This is a genomic window from Mycobacterium sp., assembly GCF_032162605.1.
Taxonomy (GTDB): Bacteria; Actinomycetota; Actinomycetes; order Mycobacteriales; family Mycobacteriaceae; genus Mycobacterium.
Map to the genome: position 1 here is coordinate 1 of NZ_JAVROT010000071.1, position 16,989 is coordinate 16,989.

Here is a 16,989-nt window from a genome sequence, read left to right on the forward strand (position 1 = left end):
GCCACGAAGGGCAGCCCGAGCATGCGCGCGAAGTAGGCCTCGCTGACGGCGGTGGAGCCCGATGACGCCTCCACCACCGTGGTTCCTTCACCGATCCAGCCGTTGCACAGCCCGTAGAGGAACAGCGACCGCGCGAGACGATGCTTGAGGCTGCCCGTGATGTGGGTGGTCTCGTCCTTGAGATACAGCTGCACGTCGACCCCGTCACACCAGGCCGACGGCAGGGGGTAACGCAGCAGATGGGTGTCGGCGCTACGCCGCGCGTCGGCCTCGATGAGCCGAACCGCGTTGTTCACCCATTCGCGCGGGTGGCGGCGGACGGCGACCGAGGTCCGGTTCGTCACCGCGCCGATACTGCCGGGTGGGACACGCCCGCCCTACGGCCGAGGCTCCCGCCTCCGGTCGGTGCTGCCACCAGCGTCAACAGCGTCGCCTCCGGCCTGCAGCAGAACCGGAAGGGGGCATACGGAGACGTGCCTAGCCCAGCCGAGACGTGCAACTGCATGTTGGCGCCCCAGCGTGAAGGCCCCTTGACCCGGGACGGGTCGATGTCGCAGTTGGTGACGATGGCGCCGTAGAACGGCACGCAGAGCTGTCCGCCGTGGGTGTGACCGGCCATGACCAGCTGGTAACCGTCGGCGGCGAAACGGTCGAGCACGCGGGTGTACGGCGAGTGCGTCAGGCCCAGCGTGAGGTTGGCTGTCTGGCTGGCAGGGCCTGCGATGGTCTCGTAGCGGTCGCGGGACAGGTGGGGATCGTCGACGCCTGCCACGGCGATGAGCTGTCCCTTGACCTCGATCTCGCGACGGGTGTGCGTCATGTCCAGCCAGCCGCGCTCGGTGAACGCCGCGCGCAGGTCCTGCCACGGCAGCGGCTTGCCGCTGATGCGGTGTGACGGCTTGAAGATGTAGTTCGTCGGGCTCTTCGGCGTCGGGGCGAAGTAGTCATTGCTGCCGAAGACGAAGAGGCCCGGCACCGACAGAAGGTCGCTCAGGGCCTGCACCACCGATGGCACGGCCTTCGGGTGGGCCAGGTTGTCACCCGTGTTGATGACGAGGTCCGGCTCCAGGCTGGCGAGCTCGCGCACCCAGGACTGCTTGCGACGCTGTCCTGGCGTCATGTGGAAGTCGCTGAGGTGCAGCACCCGCAGCGGCGAGGATCCCGGTGTGAGGACCGGCATCGTCGTCTCCCGCACCACGAACGCATTGCGTTCGATCAGCGTCGCGTACGCGATCCCCGCGGCCAGCGAACCGGCGGCCACCGAACAGGCCAGGGTGGCGGATTTCTTCACAACCGTCGAACGGGCGAGCATGAACGCCAGCCTACTGCCACTTCACCGCGGTCACTGCCCGTCTCAGCGGTGCCTTACCAACCCCACATCCCGTTCACGGGGGTGGCGGCCCCAGCACCGGGACCGTGATGGGAGGCAGGCCGGGAATCAGCACGACCGTCGAACCGACCGGGGCGGGGATCGCATTGGGGTCGTTGGGGTCGAACGGTGGCATTCCAGGCGGCGGTGGTGGCGGTGCCGGGGCGATGCCGTTGCTCACCTGAATGGTGATGATCGACCCAGGAACCGTCTGGCCGGACGGGGAAGTGCCGACGACGGCGCCCGCCGGTGAGCTGCTGTTGACCGGTGTGGCCTGATCGGCGACCTGGAAGCCGGCGTCCTTCAGGCGCTGGCGCGCCAGGTCCTGGCCCATCCCGCCGATGCTGGGCACCTTCGAACCGGGCGCTCCGTCGACGAAGCGGGGATCGGTCGGCGGCAGCACCACGTCGTCGGGGGTGAACTGCTTCATGGCGGTGTACCACGTGCGGGCCGGCTCGTTGCCGCCGTACAGGTTGCCCGAGCCGCACTGCCGCAGCGGGAAGGAGCAGAGGTCCGACGGAGACGAGGAGTCGTCGTAGATGTAGTTCGCCGCGGCGAAGGCACTGGTGAACCCGAAGAAGCCCGACGAGCGGTGGGCCTCGGTGGTTCCGGTCTTTCCGGAGACGGGAAGGGTCCAGCCCGCCGCGCCGGCGGATCCGGCTGACGTGCCTGCGCCGGTGTCGTCCTTGCCCATCGCGTTGGCCAGAGTGTTGGCCAGCCCCTCTGGCACGACCTGCTGGCACGTCTCGGTGGTGACCGAGACCTCCTTGCCACTGCGGTCGAACACCTTGTCGATGGGGTTGGGTGGGCACCAGGTGCCGCCGGAGGCCAGTGTCGCGGCGACGTTCGACAGCTCGAGGGGGTTCACCTCGATGGGGCCGAGCGTGAACGACCCCAGGTTCTGTCTCTTGACGAAGTCGGCCAGGCTTTCGTTGCTGTTCGGGTCGTAGTCACGTGCCGTGCCTGGCAGGGCGTAGGAACGCAGGCCCAGCTTGACGGCCATGTCGACGGTGCGCTGCACGCCTACCTGCGAGATGAGCTTCGCGAACGCGGTGTTGGGCGACGTCGCCAGGGCATCGGTGACGCTCAGCGTCCCGCGATAGTTGCCGTCGTTCAGGACGCACCACGTGGCCTGCGGGCAACCCTTGGCCCCACCGCTGCCCAGCCCCTTCGCCTCGAAGCGTGCCGGGGCGTCGAGCTGGGCGTTGATACCCATCCCCATCTCAAGCGCCGCGGACGTGGTGAAGAGCTTGAAGATCGACCCCGCGCCGTCGCCGACCAGAGAGAACGGTTGGGGCTGCATGGTCTCGCCGGCGTCGGTGTTCAGGCCGTACGTGCGGTTGGAGGCCATCGCGACGACGGGATGCGAGTCCTTGCCCGGCTTGATCACGTTCATCACGCTCGCGACGCCTTCGAGGTCCGGAGCCGCGATGCCGTCGATCGACGACTTCACCTGGTTCTGGATGTCGGGGTCCAGCGTCGTGCGAATGAGATAGCCGCCCTTGGAGACCTGCTCCTTGCTGATGCCCGCGCGGGCCAGGTAGTCGAGCACGTAGTCGCAGAAGAAGGCGCGGTCGCCCGCGGCGATGCATCCGCGCGGCAGTTCGTTGGGCTGCGGGAGGACACCGAGCGGCTGTGCCTTGGCGGCGCGCAGCGCGTCGGCCTCCTGTGGGACGTTGTCGATCATGGTGTCCAGCACCAGGTTTCGACGGGCCAGTGCGCCGTCGGGATTGGTGTAGGGATTCAGCGTGCTGGTTGACTGCACCATGCCAGCCAGCAGTGCCGCCTGTTGCCAGTTGAGCTCGGACGCGTTGACCCCGAAGTAGGTCTGCGCGGCGTCCTGCACTCCGAAGGCGCCGTTGCCGAACGACACCAGGTTCAGGTAGCGGGTCAGGATCTCGGGCTTGGTGAACGTCTTGTCCAACGTCAGGGCCATGCGGATCTCGCGCAGCTTGCGTGCCGGGGTGGTTTCGATCGCCGCGCGCTTCTCGGCATCGGTCTGCGCGATCACCAGCAATTGGTAGTTCTTGACGTACTGCTGCTCGATGGTGGAGCCACCGCGGGTGTCGGTGGCGCCGGACACGTAACCGGATAGGCCCGTCAGCGTGCCCTTCCAGTCGACGCCGTTGTGCTCGGCAAACCGCTTGTCCTCGATCGAGACGATCGCCAGCTTCATCGAATTGGCGATCTGATCGCTCGGCACCTCGAACCGCCGCTGGGTGTACAGCCACGCGAGCGGGTTGCCCTTCGAGTCGACCATCGTGGAGACCGCGGGCACCTCGCCCTCGACCAACTGGGCGGAGCCGTTGGCAACGACGTCGGAGGCGCGGTTGGACACCAGTCCGAAGCCGCCGACGAGCGGGAACATCAGTCCCGCGGCGACGACGCTGGCCAGTAGCACACACCACGCCAGCTTGATGACGGTGACCGTGGCGGGCGGGCGGCCCGGCGGCCTGGTCGCCTGCGGTCGATCTGACATGGATAACAGAGTAGCTATGTTGATCGGCACTGGCCCCGCGGCGGTCTATTTAGCCGGTGGGGACGGTCTGCGCAAGCGCTGGTAGTGCGCGAAGATGTATCACTGCACGGTCGTCCCAAAAATTCGTGAACTTACTGTTGCGCAAAACCCCCCTGACCACCTAGCTTTGACTGACAGTGCGATCCAGGTAACACTGCCGATTGCAATGTGGCGTAGGTCGCACATGCGATTTACACCGTGGAATGGGCCGTCGCAGGGGGCGGCTGGACGAAGGGATCGCTGGTGTCAGGTACACGGCCCGCGGCGCGCAGGACAGTCATGAGTTCCCCAGTCAATGGTGTGGTGGTTCAAAGCGCCGAGGCGGAAGCCCGCATCGCGTGGGTCTCCCAGGCACGCTGCCGCCAAGCCGACCCGGACGAACTGTTCGTCCGTGGCGCCGCCCAGCGAAAGGCGGCAGTGATCTGCCGCCACTGCCCAGTGATCTCCGAATGTGGGGCCGACGCCCTCGACAACCGAGTCGAGTTCGGCGTGTGGGGCGGCATGACAGAGCGTCAGCGTCGCGCCCTGCTCAAACAGCATCCCGAGGTGGTGTCGTGGGCGGACTTCTTCGCTGCCCAGCGCAAACACCGTAGCGCCGTCTAGACCGGCCGAACACGCGAGGCCGTCAGGCCGCTTCCACGTCGCCGGTGATCTGATCGGCGATCGCGCGTAGAGCCTCCAGGTCGGAAACGTCGAACGGCAGCGAAGGTACGCCGACGATGGCCACGTGCGGGTTGGCGCCCGTGAATCGGGACAACAGTCGCACCTCCCGCTTGGCCGTGCGTGCCCGGTCGGCGTGAATGCGCAGCACCGCCGCCGCCAGGGCGTGGGCGCCGTCGTCTTCGGCATCCAGTTGATCGGCGGCGTCGCGGGCCTTGTCGGTCTGCAGATTGCACAGGGTGGGGTGCGTGCGGTTGAGGATCAGCCCGGCGAGCGGCATCTTCTCGCTCGACAGACGGTCGACGAAGAAGGACGCCTCGCGCAATGCGTCCGGCTCGGCGGCGGAGATGACGACGAACTGCGTACCCCGTCGCTTCAACAACTCGTAGGTGCGGTCCGCCTTCTCGCGGAACCCGCTGAACGTAGAATCCAGTGCCTGGACGAAACCCGCTGCGTCCGAAAGCATTTGAGAGCCCAGCACGGTGGAGAGCACCTTCATGGCCAAGCCGACGGCGCCGGTGACCAGGCGACCGATGCCCCGGCCAGGGGCTAGCAGCAGGCGCCAAAGGCGGCTGTCCATGAAGCTGCCGAGCCGTTTCGGTGCGTCGAGGAAGTCGAGCGCATTGCGCGACGGGGGAGTGTCCACGACGACGAGATCCCACTTGTCCTCTGCCAGAAGCTGACCCAGCTTCTCCATGGCCATGTACTCCTGCGTGCCAGCAAGCGAGGTCGCGACCGTTTGGTAGAACTGGTTCTCCAGAATGGCGTCCGCCCGCCCGTCGGCGGAGTACGACACCACCATCTCGTCGAACGTCCTCCGCATGTCCAGCATCATCGCGTGCAGCTCGCCGGTGACCTCGGGCGCCAGCGGAACCCGCTGGGGCGAGTTGCCGAGGTCCTTGATGCCGAGCGCCTGGGCGAGCCGCTTGGCCGGGTCGATGGTGAGCACGACGACGGTGCGGCCGTATTCGGCCGCGCGCAGCGCCATCGCCGCGGCGGTGGTGGTCTTGCCGACACCGCCGGCCCCGCAGCACACGACGACCCGGTTGGAACGGTCGGACAGGATCGCGCCCATGTCCAGGGGGTGGGGGGTCGTGCTCATTACCGCACTCCTTGCTGGCTGAGGGCCTCTGCGAGTTCGTACAGACTGCCGAGGTCGACGCCGTCGGCGATCGCAGGCAGTTCTAGCCTCGGGATGTCGAGGGCGTCGAGTTCCACGGCGCTCTCGGAACGCGCGCGGATCCGCGTCGCGTGCTGAATCGTCTCCGTCAGCAGACCGGCGAAGTCGTCGTCGGCCAGCGTGATCCCGACCTTGCCAAGGCCGGCCCGCACGGTGTCGGCGTCCACGTCGCCCTCGGCCGCCTTGGCCAGGTCGTCGGGACCCAGGTAGGCGGGGATGTTGCGGTTGACGATCACGCTGCCGATCGGCAGGTCGAGACCCTTGAGCTCGTCGATCGCCTCCAGGGTCTCCTGGATGGGAAGCGCCTCGAGCAGGGTGACGAGGTGAATGGCGGTCAGCTCCGAATGGAGCAGCTTGACCACGCCGTCGGCCTGCGAATGCACCGGCCCGCCCTTGGCCAGGTCGGACACGGCCTGGGTGACGTCGAGGAACCGGGCGATGCGGCCCGTCGGCGGCGAGTCCACGACGACGGCGTCATACCCGAGGTGCTTGCCCTTCGCCTTGTCCTTCGCTCTTTCTCTTTCGGACCGCACCACGATCTCCTTGATCTTGCCGGTGAGGAGAACGTCCCGAAGGCCCGGCGCGATCGTCGTCGCGAATTCGATTGCGCCGATTCGTCGCATCGCCCGCCCGGCGATGCCGAGGTTGTAGAACATGTCGAGGTATTCGAGGAACGCGGCCTCGGTGTCGATGGCGAGCGCATTGACCTGTCCGCCGCCGTCCGCGGTCGCGATCTTCACCTCTTCATACGGCAGCGGGGGTACGTCGAAGAGCTGCGCGATGCCCTGGCGCCCCTCGACCTCGACCAGCAGCACCTTGCGGCCGCCCGCGGCGAGGGCGAGCGCCAGGGAGGCGGCGATCGTCGACTTGCCCGTGCCACCCTTGCCGGTCACGAAGTGTAGCCGCGCCTTGCTCAGCCGGGACGGCCAACCGACGGATCTGCGGCCGCTGGATTCGGGAACGTCGGTGGTCACCAGAGCATGCTATCCGTGGCGCGCACAGTCACCGTTAAGCTCGGCCACATGAGCGAACTGACCAAGTGGGAATACGTGACGGTGGCACTACTGACGCATGCGACCAAGCAGATTCTCGATCAGTGGGGCGAGGACGGCTGGGAACTCGTCTCGGTGCTGCCCGGTCCCACCGGGGAGCAGCTCGTCGCCTACATGAAGCGGCCCAAGTGACCGGGGCTGGGGGTCCCCCCGCTTGCGGGGGAGAGCGAAGCGACTCGGGGAATGTGAGCGCCTCGCAGCGACTGGCGGAGCTCGGCATCGAATTGCCCGCGGTCGTCGCCCCGGTGGCCGCGTACATCCCCGCGACGCGGACCGGCAATCTGGTCTACACGTCGGGACAGCTGCCGATGGTCGCGGGAGCGCTCCCGCAGGCGGGCAAGGTCGGTGGCACCGTAAGCCCGGAGGAAGCCAAGGCGCTGGCGCGGACCTGCGGTCTGAATGCGCTGGCCGCCGTCGACTCCCTTGTCGGCATCGACTCGGTGACCCGCGTGGTCAAGGTCGTCGGCTTCGTGGCGTCCGCGCCCGGCTTCAACGGCCAACCGGGGGTCGTCAACGGCGCGTCGGAGTTGTTCGGCGAAGTCTTCGGAGACGCAGGCGCCCATGCCCGTTCCGCCGTCGGGGTGTCCGAGCTGCCGCTGGACGCGCCCGTGGAGGTAGAGATCATCGTCGAGGTCGCGTGACGGCAGACCCGGATCTGGAGCACCCCGCCTACGGAAAGCTGCGTCGCGTGACCGACACGGCGTCGGTCCTGCTCTGCGACAACCCCGGCTTGATGACCCTCGACGGCACCAACACCTGGGTGCTGCAGGGGCCGGGCAGCGACGAGATGGTGATCGTCGACCCGGGACCCGACGACGACGAACACATCGGCCGGATCGCGAGCCTCGGGAAGATCCCGCTGGTGCTGATCAGCCACAAGCACGGCGACCACACGGACGCGATCGACAAGCTGGTCGAACGCACCGGCGCAGTCGTGCGCGCGGTCGGTAGCGGATTCCTTCGTGGCCTCGGCGGTCCGGTGTCCGACGGTGAGGTGATCGACGCGGCGGGTCTGCGCATCACGGTGATGACCACCCCCGGGCACACCGCTGACTCACTATCGTTCCTGGTCGACGACGCAGTGCTCACCGCGGACACGGTGCTGGGGCGCGGGACCACCGTCATCGACAACGAGGACGGCAGCCTGCGCGACTATCTCGAATCGCTGCGCCGGCTGCACGGATTGGGGCGTCGGGCCGTGCTGCCAGGGCACGGGCCGGATCTCGACGATCTCGAGGCGGTGTCCGCCATGTATCTGACCCACCGCGAGCAGCGTCTCGCCCAGGTGCGCGACGCGCTCGAGGTGCTCGGCGAGGAGGCCACCGCACGGCAGATCGTCGAGCACGTCTACACCGACGTCGACGAGAAGCTGTGGGACCACGCCGAGTGGTCGGTGCAGGCGCAGTTGAACTACCTGCGGTCCTGACTCGGCGCCGAAATAGCATACCCTGTCGTGAAATCAACGATTCAACGACAGGGAATGCTATTTCGGCGAAGGTGGGGAGCTAGCGGGCGCGGCGGGCCAAGCGCTCGGAGTCGCTGATCAGCACGCTCTTGCCCTCGAGGCGAATCCACCCGCGGTGGGCGAAGTCGGCGAGCGCCTTGTTGACCGTCTCGCGCGATGCGCCGACCAACTGGGCGATCTCCTCCTGGGTCAGGTCGTGCGTCACGCGCAGCGCGCCGCCCTCCTGCGTGCCGAAGCGCTGGGCGAGCTGCAGCAGCTGCTTGGCGACGCGACCGGGGACATCGGTGAAGATCAGGTCGGCGAGGTTGTTGTTGGTGCGTCGCAGGCGACGGGCCAGGACTCTCAGCAGCTGCTCGGCGATCTCGGGCCGGTCGGCGATCCACGCGCGCAGGGCGTCGCGGTCCATCGACACCGCGCGCACCTCGGTGATGGTGGTGGCACTGGACGTGCGAGGGCCTGGGTCGAAGATCGAGAGCTCGCCGAACATGTCCGACGGGCCCATGATGGTAAGCAGGTTCTCGCGACCGTCCGGCGAACGGCGGCCGATCTTCACCTTGCCCGAAATGATGATGTAGAGCCGATCACCGGGCTCGCCCTCGGCGAACACGGTATGCCCACGGGGGAAGTCCACGGGCTGCAGTTGCTTGGTCAGCGCGGATACTGCGGTCGGTTCGACTCCCTGGAAGATTCCGGCCCTGGCCAGGATCTCGTCCACGTTGCCCCTCTTAAGCAGTTGGAAAAATATGACACGCGAAGCCCACCCGGTGCTGGATGGCGAAATCAGTCTAAGCGTACGAGGCTCCGCGACGTGCCAACGCTACACACGAAAGGCGTGACGAGTCGGCTGAAATTCCGGATTGGATTCGTGGTGGGTGAGGACCCGTGCCGGCAAATCCCGCGCCGAGTCGCCGACGATGCGCTCTCGATATCGGGGGACGTAGTCGTCGTCGACCAACGGGTACGTCTCCTCTCCGCTGGTGCGTGCCGCGGGCTTGGCGCAGTCTGCCTTGGCCTGTTCGAGAAACGCGGCGACGTCCCTTGGCGAGACGGTGTCGTCCTCGAGGCCCGCTTCGAGGCGGCCTAACCCAAAGGTCGCCAACATCAGCAACCCCGGGATGAACGCTACGAGCAACCACGACACGAGCAGAAGTAAACACGCCGAAGGTCTCGGCAGGATCACGAAATGCCACCGGTCCGCGACTATGCTTGTCGGTTCTCCTCAGTACGCTGATTCCGTGGCAGTACGCGCGGTGCCGAGCGGCACGTCGAAGAAGTGGTCAACCAAGTTCGACGCAGAGACACACCTCGGGCTGGTACGTCGTGCTCGCCGGATGAATCGCACGTTGTCGCAAGCATTTCCGCACGTGTACTGCGAGCTCGACTTCACCAATCCGCTGGAACTCACGGTGGCCACCATTCTGTCCGCGCAGAGCACCGACAAAGGCGTGAACCTGACGACCCCCGCGCTCTTCGCGAAGTACCGCACGGCGGTGGACTACGCCAAGGCCGACAGAACCGAGTTGGAGGCGATGGTCCGGCCCACGGGCTTCTATCGGAACAAGGCCAATTCGCTGATGCGACTCGGGGAGGAACTCGTCGCGCGCTTCGACGGTCAGGTCCCACAGACCCTCGACGAGCTGGTGACATTGCCCGGCGTCGGCCGCAAGACCGCCAACGTGATCCTGGGCAATGCGTTCGACATTCCAGGCATCACCGTCGACACCCACTTCGGCAGGCTGGTGCGCCGATGGCATTGGACCGAACTGGAAGACCCGGTCAAGGTCGAGCACGCGATCGGCGAGCTGATCGACCGCAAGGAGTGGACGCTGCTCAGTCACCGGGTGATCTTTCACGGCAGACGGGTCTGCCACGCCAAGAAGCCGGCATGCGGTGTGTGCGTGCTGGCCAAGGACTGTCCGTCGTACGGGCTGGGCCCGACGGACCCACTGACTGCCGCCCCCCTTGTCAAGGGCCCCGAGACGGAACATCTGCTGGCGCTGGCTGGGCTCTGAGCGGCACCGGCCCCATGCGCACGTCGACCAGGTGGACCGTGGCGGTACTCATCGTCATCGTCGCGCTGGCGGTCGCGCTGTGGCGGGAGGTCGACGGCTCGGACGTTGCGGGCGGCCCCGCCAGCGGCCCGTCATCCTCCGCGGGCGCGGCCCGCGAGCACCGCGATGCCGATACCGCAGAAGCGCTGGCGGGCCCGCGGGCACGTGCCGACCTGCCGCCTTGCCCGGCTCCGTCGGCGGGGCCTGCGCCCGATGCGCTTCGCGACGTCGCCGTGGAGTGCGCTGCGGACGGTGCCAGGGTCGACGTCGGACGCGTGGTCGGCGGCCGCACCGTGGTGCTGAACCTGTGGGCCTACTGGTGTGGCCCCTGCGCCGACGAGCTGCCTGCGATGGCCGAGTATCAGCGCCGCATGGGATCGGCGGTGACGGTGCTGACCGTGCATCAGGACGAGAACGAGGCCGCCGCGCTGGCGCGGCTCGCCGAGTTGGGCGTACGGCTGCCCACGCTGCAGGACGGCCGCCGGTTGATCGCCGCGGCGCTCGAGGTGCCCAACGTCATGCCCGCCACGGTGATCCTGAAGTCAGACGGTACGGTGGCCGAAATCCTGCCGCGCTCGTTCACCAACGCCGATGAGATCGCGGCGGCGGTGGATCCGAAGATCGGCGTGAAGACGAGGGAGCCGGCTTGACGTCCAACGGTGACGGGCGACCGCTGGCTCCCCTCGGTGCCGCAGCCGCTCCGGCGTGGCTGAAACCGCTGCTCGAGAACGTCGGTGACGTACCGCGCGCCTATGGCAGCCGAGTGCCCGCCGACGTGCTTGCGGCGATCACGGCGGCCAGCCAAGCGGACGAAGCGACGGCGACGGTGACCGGGGCCAAGCGTGACGCCGCGGTGCTCGTCCTCTTCTCGGGACCGTTCGACTCGCCGTCGGGTGGTCTGCCCGAGGGCGCCGACCTCCTCGTCACCGTTCGGGCCTCGACACTGCGACAACATGCGGGCCAGGCCGCCTTCCCCGGCGGCGCAGCCGATCCCGGCGACGGCGGGCCCGTCGGCACCGCGCTGCGCGAGGCTCGCGAGGAGACCGGCATCGACACCAGCCGGTTGCAGCCCCTGATCACCCTCGATCGGATGTTCATCCCGCCGTCGGGGTTTCACGTCGTGCCCGTTCTCGCCTACTCGCCCGACCCGGGTCCGGTCGGCGTCGTCGACGAGAGTGAGACCGCGATCGTCGCCCGCGTCCCGGTCCGCGCGTTCATCAATCCCGAGAACCGGTTGATGGTGTATCGCAAGGAGAACACCCAGCGGTTCGCCGGGCCCGCATTCCTGCTCAACCAGATGCTCGTCTGGGGTTTCACCGGGCACGTCATCTCGGCCATCCTCGACGTCGCGGGCTGGGCGCAGCCGTGGGACGGCGACGACGTCCGCGAATTGGACGCGGCAATGGCCCTCGTCGGCGGCGGCAGCGATTACCGTGAGGGCCAACAATGACATCGTCGCAGTGGCTTGATCTGGCCGTCCTCGCCATCGCCTTCGTCGCCGCCATCTCTGGCTGGCGTTCCGGGGCGCTTGGCTCCCTGCTGTCCTTCGTCGGGGTCATCCTCGGCGCGGTCGCAGGAGTCCTGTTGGCACCGCACGTGGTCGGCCACCTCGACGGGCCGAGGACGAAGCTCTTCGTGACCCTTTTCCTGATTCTCGGGCTCGTCGTGATCGGCGAGATCGCAGGCGTGGTGCTCGGCAGGGCTGTGCGGGGCGCCATTCAGAACGGGGCGCTGCGCACCTTCGACTCGGCCGTCGGGGTTGCGCTGCAACTCGTCGCGGTGCTGGTCGCCGCATGGCTGCTCGCCACGCCGCTCACGTCGTCGGATCAGCCGAATCTCGCTGCGGCCGTGCGTGGTTCGCGTGTGTTGTCGACCGTGAACGACGTGGCGCCCCCTTGGCTGAAGCGAGTGCCGACGCGCCTGTCAGGGCTGCTCAGCACGTCTGGACTGCCCGACGTTCTGCAACCATTCGGTCGCACCCCGATCGTGAACGTGGACGTGCCCGACGCGGCGCTGGCGGCCGACCCCGTGGTCGCGGCCACCCGGCCGAGCGTGCTCAAGATCCGCGGGGTGGCGACGAGTTGTCAGAAGGTGCTCGAGGGCAGCGGGTTCGTCGTCGCGCCCAACAGGGTCATGTCGAACGCGCACGTCGTCGCCGGTTCCGAGAGTGTGACGGTCGAGGCCGACGGGAAGACCTACGACGCGACGGTGGTGTCGTACGACCCCAGCGCCGACATCTCCATCCTCGACGTGCCCGACCTGCCGTCGACGCCACTACAGTTCGACATGCAAGAGGCGCAGACGGGCACCGATGCGGTGGTGATGGGGTATCCCGGTGGCGGGGAGTTCACCGCCACACCCGGGCGCATCCGCGAGATCATCCAGCTCAACGGCCCCGACATCTATCACACCACCACGGTGACACGTGAGGTCTACACCATCAGAGGCACTGTCCGGCAAGGAAATTCGGGCGGACCGCTGATCGACCGCGATGGCAAGGTGCTCGGCGTGGTGTTCGGCGCCGCCGTTGACGACGCGGACACCGGCTTCGTGCTCACCTCCAACGAGGTGGCCAAGCAGATGGCCAGGGTGGGCAACACTCAGCGCGTGTCCACCGACGCCTGCATCTCCTGAGTCAGCTTCCGTAGACCCCGTCGAGGAACCTCCTCAGTTGCTCGTTGACATGCTCGGGATCTTCCTCGTGGGCGAAGTGTCCCGCGCCCGCAATGGACAGGTATCTGCCCTGGGGAGCAAAGCGCTGCGTACGCAACACCGGATCGGCCAGCACGTACGGGTCCGCGTCGCCGCGCATGTGCAGCACCGGAACCGTGAGCGGCCGTTTCATCGCGCGCATGAAGCGCCGCCCTTCACTGCGCAGCTGGCTGCGCACGGCCCAGCGCTGATACTCCAGCGCGGAGTGCGCGGCCGACGGTATCTGAATGGCCCGGCGCAGGTGGCGGATGGTCTCCGAGAAATCCTCTGAGGCAAGCCATTTGGCCCCCGCCCTGCTCCGCACGACCGCCTCGAGCTCAGCGGCGCCGGCACGCGTCAGCACGCGCTCGGGCCACAGGGGCGGTTGATAGCGCAGCATCGACGGCAGCAGAGCCCGGCCCTGGTCGCGGCGCGTCAACGCCGAGGCGCGAAGCGCCACCGGATGCGGCGAGCTGACGACGGCGATGGCCCGCACTACCCGGGGATGCAGCACCGAGGTCGCCCAGCAGACGAGTCCGCCGTCGGCGTGTCCGACCAGCGTTGCCGTCTCGTGCCCGAGTGCGCGCACCAAGCCGGCGGCGTCTCCCGCCAACGTCCAGCCGTCGTATCCACGTGGCGGCTTGTCACTGCCTCCGTAACCGCGCAGATCAACAGCCACCACACGAGCGCCCGACAGGCCCCGCAGCTGATGGCGCCACGACCACCAGAACGACCCGAAGCCGTGCAGGAGGATCACCAGGGGCTGATCGCCGGCTCGCGCCGGCTCGTCCCGGCGGGGATTCGCCTCGACGACATGGAAGCGAATGCCGTTGGCGTGCACGTCCATGTGACGCCATGGGCCTGCGATCCGCGTGACCGATGGATCGGGCGGCGGCTGTCTGATCTCGCCGCGGTCGCGGCTCCGGCCCATTACCAGCCGGATGGATCTGCGGTCGACGCGGCGCCGTTGGTGGAGACTGCCGACTTGTCCGGCCCCCTGTCCCCGCCGGGCATCAGCGCGACCCGCGCTTCCTTGACGGACTCGATCGTCTTCTGCGGGCCCCTGATCCGTCTGACCTTGAGGAAGCCGAGGAGCGCAAGCAAGACGGTCACCACGATCATCCCGCCGAAGACGATCAGAATTGCGGCCCACGTCTGCAGCCACAGATCGAGTAGCGCAGCGACGAAGGCGAAGAAGAAGAACGTCGAGTAGAACAGCACCACGAGCGCCAGGATGAAGTAGACGCTGCCCGTCACGCCCTTCTTGACGTCGCGCGTGATCTCCGCGCGGGCGAGTTCGACCTCAGCCCGGACCAGAGTCGACACCTGAGACGTGGCGTCCTTGACCAGGTCTCCGATGGACGGATCGGGCTTCGGCGCATGCGGATCGACCAGCGGAATCGATGTCACCGTAGTCGGAACGCCGTTCTTGCGGTCGCCATTGCTCACGGACACGTCCTCCCGCTTCGTTGAGTTCGGGGTTCATGTTGCCATGTCGCGGCCGGTGCAACGATTCCGGCCGACGATAGACTGACATGAGTTCGGTCATGGACTGTCGATGGGGGCATATTGCAGCGAGCACGGAGTCACCACTGGCAATTCCAGGCGTCCGCAGTCGTCGTCCTGCTGGTCGTCCTGCTGTTCGCAGCCCTGAGCACGCTGAACCTCGCGACCTCTCGCGCGGACGACCGCGTCATCCTCGGTGGGGGTTCGGGGATCGTGATCGACGGTGGTACCTTCTGCACGCTGACCACCATCGGCAACGACAACCGCGGCAAGTTGATCGGCTTCACGTCGGCGCACTGCGGCGAACCCGGAGCGCAGGTCGCGTCCGAGCGGGCGCAGGACAGTGGCGTAGTCGGCACGATGGTCGCGGGCAACGAGGGCCTCGACTACGCGGTGATCGAGTTCGACCCGCAGAAGGTCCAGCCGGTCAACACCATCGATGGATTCGAGATCGACGGCCTCGGCCCCGATCCGGCGTTCGGCGAGAATGCCTGCAAGCTCGGCCGCACGACGGGATTTTCGTGCGGCGTCACCTGGGGGCCCGGCGACAAGCCGGGCACGATCATCAATCAGGTGTGCGGGCAGCCCGGCGACTCGGGCGCCCCGGTGACGGTGAACAACCAGCTGGTCGGCATGATCCACGGCGCGTTCAGCGAGGACCTCCCGACGTGCGTGGTGAAGTTCATCCCGCTGCACACCCCGGCGGTCACCATGTCGATGACCGCGGTGCTCGACGACATCAACGCCAAGAACCGGCCGGGCTCCGGTTTCGTCCCCGTCGGCCCGGGCGCGGGCATCTAACTCAGGTGGTGGACCTCCTGAAGTCCGTACACCGGGGTGGGTAGACCTTCGTAGCGCGCCTTGAGTTGTAGCGCGAGGTAGAGCGAGTAGTGCCGTGACTGGTGCAGATTCCCGCCGTGGAACCACAGGTTCTCCTGTTGCGTGGGCTTCCACATGTTGCGCTGTTCACCCTCCCACGGTCCGGGATCCTTGGCGGTGTCGCTACCGAGGCCCCAGACCTTGCCGACCTTGTCGGCGACGTCCTGGCCGATGAGGTCGGCGGCCCAGCCGTTCATCGAGCCGTATCCGGTGGCGTAGACGACGACGTCGGCGGGCAGCTCGGTGCCGTCGGTGAGCACCACCGAGTCCTCGATGAGCCGGTCGACCTGGCCGTGCGCCAGCTTGATGCTGCCGTTGGCCACCAGATCGCAGGCCCCGACGTCGATGTAGTAGCCCGATCCCCGCCGCAGGTACTTCATGAAGAGCCCGGAATCGTCGTCGCCCCAATCCAATTCGAATCCGGCATCGGCCAATCGCTGGTAGTAGTCCCTGTCGCGTTCCCGGATGGCGTCGTAGATCGGGATCTGAAATTCGTGCATGATCCGGTACGGCAGCGAGGCGAAGGTCAGGTCGGCCTTCTCGGTCGTCATGCCCGCGGAGACTGCGCGCTCGGAGTAGAGGTCGCCGAGCCCGATCTCCATCAGCGAATCCGACTTCACGACGTGCGTCGAGGACCGCTGCACCATCGTGACGTCCACGCCGGTCTCGTAGAGCGCCTTGCAGATATCGTGGGCGGAGTTGTTGGACCCGATCACCACGGCACGCTTGCCGGCGTAGCGATCCGGGCCAGGGTGGGCGCTGGAGTGGTGCTGCTCGCCACCGAAGGCGTCCTGGCCGGGCAACGTCGGAATGCTCGGCTTGCCCGACATGCCGGTGGCCAACACCAACTGCGGGGGATGCAGCGTCACGCGCTCGCCGTCGCGGTCGAGCTCGACGGTCCACTGCTTCTCCGCGTCGTCGAACGATGCGGAGAGGCAGGTGGTCTTCGACCAGTACGGAACCTCCATGACCCGCGTGTAGAACTCCAGCCAGTCACCGATCTTGTCCTTGGGCGCGAACACGGGCCAGTTCTGGGGGAACGGCATGTACGGCAGGTGGTCGTACCAGACCGGGTCGTGCAGGCACAGCGACTTGTAACGCTGGCGCCACTGGTCGCCGGGGCGTTCGTACTTGTCGACGACGATCGCGGGCACCCCGAGTTGGCGCAGGCGGGCGCCTAGTGCGATGCCGCCCTGACCGCCGCCGACCACCAGCGTGTACGGCTGGGTGCCGTAGCCGAGCGAGGACTCTTCGTCGTGGCGCTTCTCCGCCCACGACCGGGTGTCAGGGTCGGAGCCGTGCACCGCGCCCATGACGCGGGTCGCGCCCCGGCGCTCCTCGTGGCCCTTGAGTTCCTGCATCGCGGTCAGCAGTGTCCAGGCCACGTCATTTCCTTCTGGGTCACCCTTGAGCCGCAGATGCCCGGTGCCGCGGCCGACGGCCGTCTCGAACTCGATGAACGCCGAGGTCACGTCACCGTCTTCTCCTTCCAAGGTCGGTGCTCCCTGCGTCCGGAACCCCGACGGGCTGGTCTCCGCGAGGCGGGCCCCCAGCATGTCGGCGACGCCGTCGCGGCCCTCGACGGTCTTGATGTTCCAGGTGAAGGAGACGAGGTCGC

General features: G+C 67.4%; 19 protein-coding genes. 9 read left to right on the forward strand and 10 right to left on the reverse strand.

All coding sequences use genetic code 11. From position 1 onward, the window contains the following. The 3 genes from QOI01_RS03855 to ponA2 all read right to left on the reverse strand — a co-directional run. On the reverse strand, nt 1-344 hold a 344-nt coding region (locus tag QOI01_RS03855; protein WP_526378760.1), incomplete at its 3' end, for a pyridoxal-phosphate dependent enzyme. Next, a complete protein-coding gene (locus QOI01_RS03860) occupies nt 341-1,312 on the reverse strand; it encodes a metallophosphoesterase (RefSeq protein WP_526378762.1) in 972 nt (323 codons plus the stop codon). The genes QOI01_RS03855 and QOI01_RS03860, both read right to left, overlap by 4 nt. Nucleotides 1,313-1,385: 73 nt before the next feature. Then, nucleotides 1,386-3,848 (reverse strand): transglycosylase/D,D-transpeptidase PonA2, encoded by a 2,463-nt coding sequence (ponA2, locus tag QOI01_RS03865; protein WP_526378764.1) that lies wholly within the window; start codon nt 3,846-3,848, stop codon nt 1,386-1,388. 282 nt (nt 3,849-4,130) lie between these two features. Here ponA2 and QOI01_RS03870 point away from each other — a divergent pair, with 282 nt between their 5' ends. Beyond that, nucleotides 4,131-4,490, forward strand: coding sequence for a WhiB family transcriptional regulator (locus tag QOI01_RS03870; RefSeq protein ID WP_526378766.1), 360 nt, complete (start codon nt 4,131-4,133; stop codon nt 4,488-4,490). 22 nt (nt 4,491-4,512) lie between these two features. On the opposite strand, the gene bagB is transcribed toward QOI01_RS03870, so the two are convergent. Both bagB and bagA read right to left on the reverse strand, forming a co-directional pair. Beyond that, on the reverse strand, nt 4,513-5,649 hold the full coding sequence (bagB, locus tag QOI01_RS03875; RefSeq protein WP_526378768.1) for an ATPase BagB: 1,137 nt from the start codon (nt 5,647-5,649) through the stop codon (nt 4,513-4,515). Further along, nucleotides 5,649-6,701, reverse strand: coding sequence for an ATPase BagA (bagA, locus tag QOI01_RS03880; RefSeq protein ID WP_526378770.1), 1,053 nt, complete (start codon nt 6,699-6,701; stop codon nt 5,649-5,651). The genes bagB and bagA overlap by 1 nt, the downstream gene beginning before the upstream one ends. Nucleotides 6,702-6,749: 48 nt before the next feature. Between bagA and sp36 the strand changes: the two genes are divergently transcribed. From sp36 to QOI01_RS03895, 3 genes are read left to right on the forward strand one after another with little or no spacing between them, the layout of a single operon-like run. After that, nucleotides 6,750-6,911 carry a Sp36 family protein gene (gene sp36 / locus QOI01_RS03885; protein WP_526378772.1) on the forward strand — a complete coding sequence of 54 codons (162 nt, stop codon included), beginning with the start codon at nt 6,750-6,752 and terminating at the stop codon, nt 6,909-6,911. Between the two features lie 53 nt (nt 6,912-6,964). Next, nucleotides 6,965-7,420, forward strand: coding sequence for a RidA family protein (locus QOI01_RS03890; protein WP_526378774.1), 456 nt, complete (start codon nt 6,965-6,967; stop codon nt 7,418-7,420). A 14-nt stretch (nt 7,421-7,434) separates the two neighbouring features. Continuing rightward, nucleotides 7,435-8,205, forward strand: a complete 771-nt coding sequence (locus QOI01_RS03895; protein ID WP_526378788.1) for an MBL fold metallo-hydrolase — start codon at nt 7,435-7,437, stop codon at nt 8,203-8,205. Between the two features lie 79 nt (nt 8,206-8,284). Here QOI01_RS03895 and crp read toward each other — a convergent pair whose 3' ends face one another. After that, a complete protein-coding gene (gene crp, locus QOI01_RS03900; protein ID WP_003883807.1) occupies nt 8,285-8,959 on the reverse strand; it encodes a cAMP-activated global transcriptional regulator CRP in 675 nt (224 codons plus the stop codon). A gap of 102 nt (nt 8,960-9,061) precedes the next feature. Beyond that, nucleotides 9,062-9,346, reverse strand: a complete 285-nt coding sequence (locus QOI01_RS03905) for a hypothetical protein (protein ID WP_526378790.1) — start codon at nt 9,344-9,346, stop codon at nt 9,062-9,064. Nucleotides 9,347-9,575: 229 nt separating this feature from the next. On the opposite strand from QOI01_RS03905, the gene nth reads away from it, so the two are divergent. The 4 genes from nth to marP are packed head-to-tail and all read left to right on the forward strand — an operon-like array spanning nt 9,576 to nt 12,929. Further along, nucleotides 9,576-10,256 (forward strand): endonuclease III, encoded by a 681-nt coding sequence (nth, locus tag QOI01_RS03910; protein WP_526378792.1) that lies wholly within the window; start codon nt 9,576-9,578, stop codon nt 10,254-10,256. 14 nt (nt 10,257-10,270) lie between these two features. After that, on the forward strand, nt 10,271-10,945 hold the full coding sequence (locus QOI01_RS03915) for a TlpA family protein disulfide reductase (protein WP_526378776.1): 675 nt from the start codon (nt 10,271-10,273) through the stop codon (nt 10,943-10,945). Then, entirely contained in the window at nt 10,942-11,745 is an 804-nt protein-coding gene (locus tag QOI01_RS03920) for an NUDIX hydrolase (protein ID WP_526378778.1), read from the forward strand. The genes QOI01_RS03915 and QOI01_RS03920 overlap by 4 nt, the downstream gene beginning before the upstream one ends. Beyond that, on the forward strand, nt 11,742-12,929 hold the full coding sequence (gene marP / locus QOI01_RS03925) for an acid resistance serine protease MarP (protein ID WP_526378780.1): 1,188 nt from the start codon (nt 11,742-11,744) through the stop codon (nt 12,927-12,929). The genes QOI01_RS03920 and marP overlap by 4 nt, the downstream gene beginning before the upstream one ends. Before the next feature lies 1 nt (nt 12,930). Here marP and QOI01_RS03930 read toward each other — a convergent pair whose 3' ends face one another. Beyond that, on the reverse strand, nt 12,931-13,917 hold the full coding sequence (locus QOI01_RS03930) for an alpha/beta fold hydrolase (protein ID WP_526378782.1): 987 nt from the start codon (nt 13,915-13,917) through the stop codon (nt 12,931-12,933). Next, nucleotides 13,917-14,435 carry a phage holin family protein gene (locus QOI01_RS03935; RefSeq protein WP_526378784.1) on the reverse strand — a complete coding sequence of 173 codons (519 nt, stop codon included), beginning with the start codon at nt 14,433-14,435 and terminating at the stop codon, nt 13,917-13,919. Before QOI01_RS03935 ends, QOI01_RS03930 begins: the two co-directional genes overlap by 1 nt. A 186-nt stretch (nt 14,436-14,621) precedes the next feature. Between QOI01_RS03935 and QOI01_RS03940 the strand changes: the two genes are divergently transcribed. Next, on the forward strand, nt 14,622-15,293 hold the full coding sequence (locus QOI01_RS03940) for a S1 family peptidase (protein WP_526378793.1): 672 nt from the start codon (nt 14,622-14,624) through the stop codon (nt 15,291-15,293). Here the strand turns inward: QOI01_RS03940 and QOI01_RS03945 are convergent. Next, the coding region (locus tag QOI01_RS03945) for a flavin-containing monooxygenase (protein ID WP_526378786.1) at nt 15,290-16,989 on the reverse strand (1,700 nt) is incomplete at its 5' end. The genes QOI01_RS03940 and QOI01_RS03945 overlap by 4 nt on opposite strands.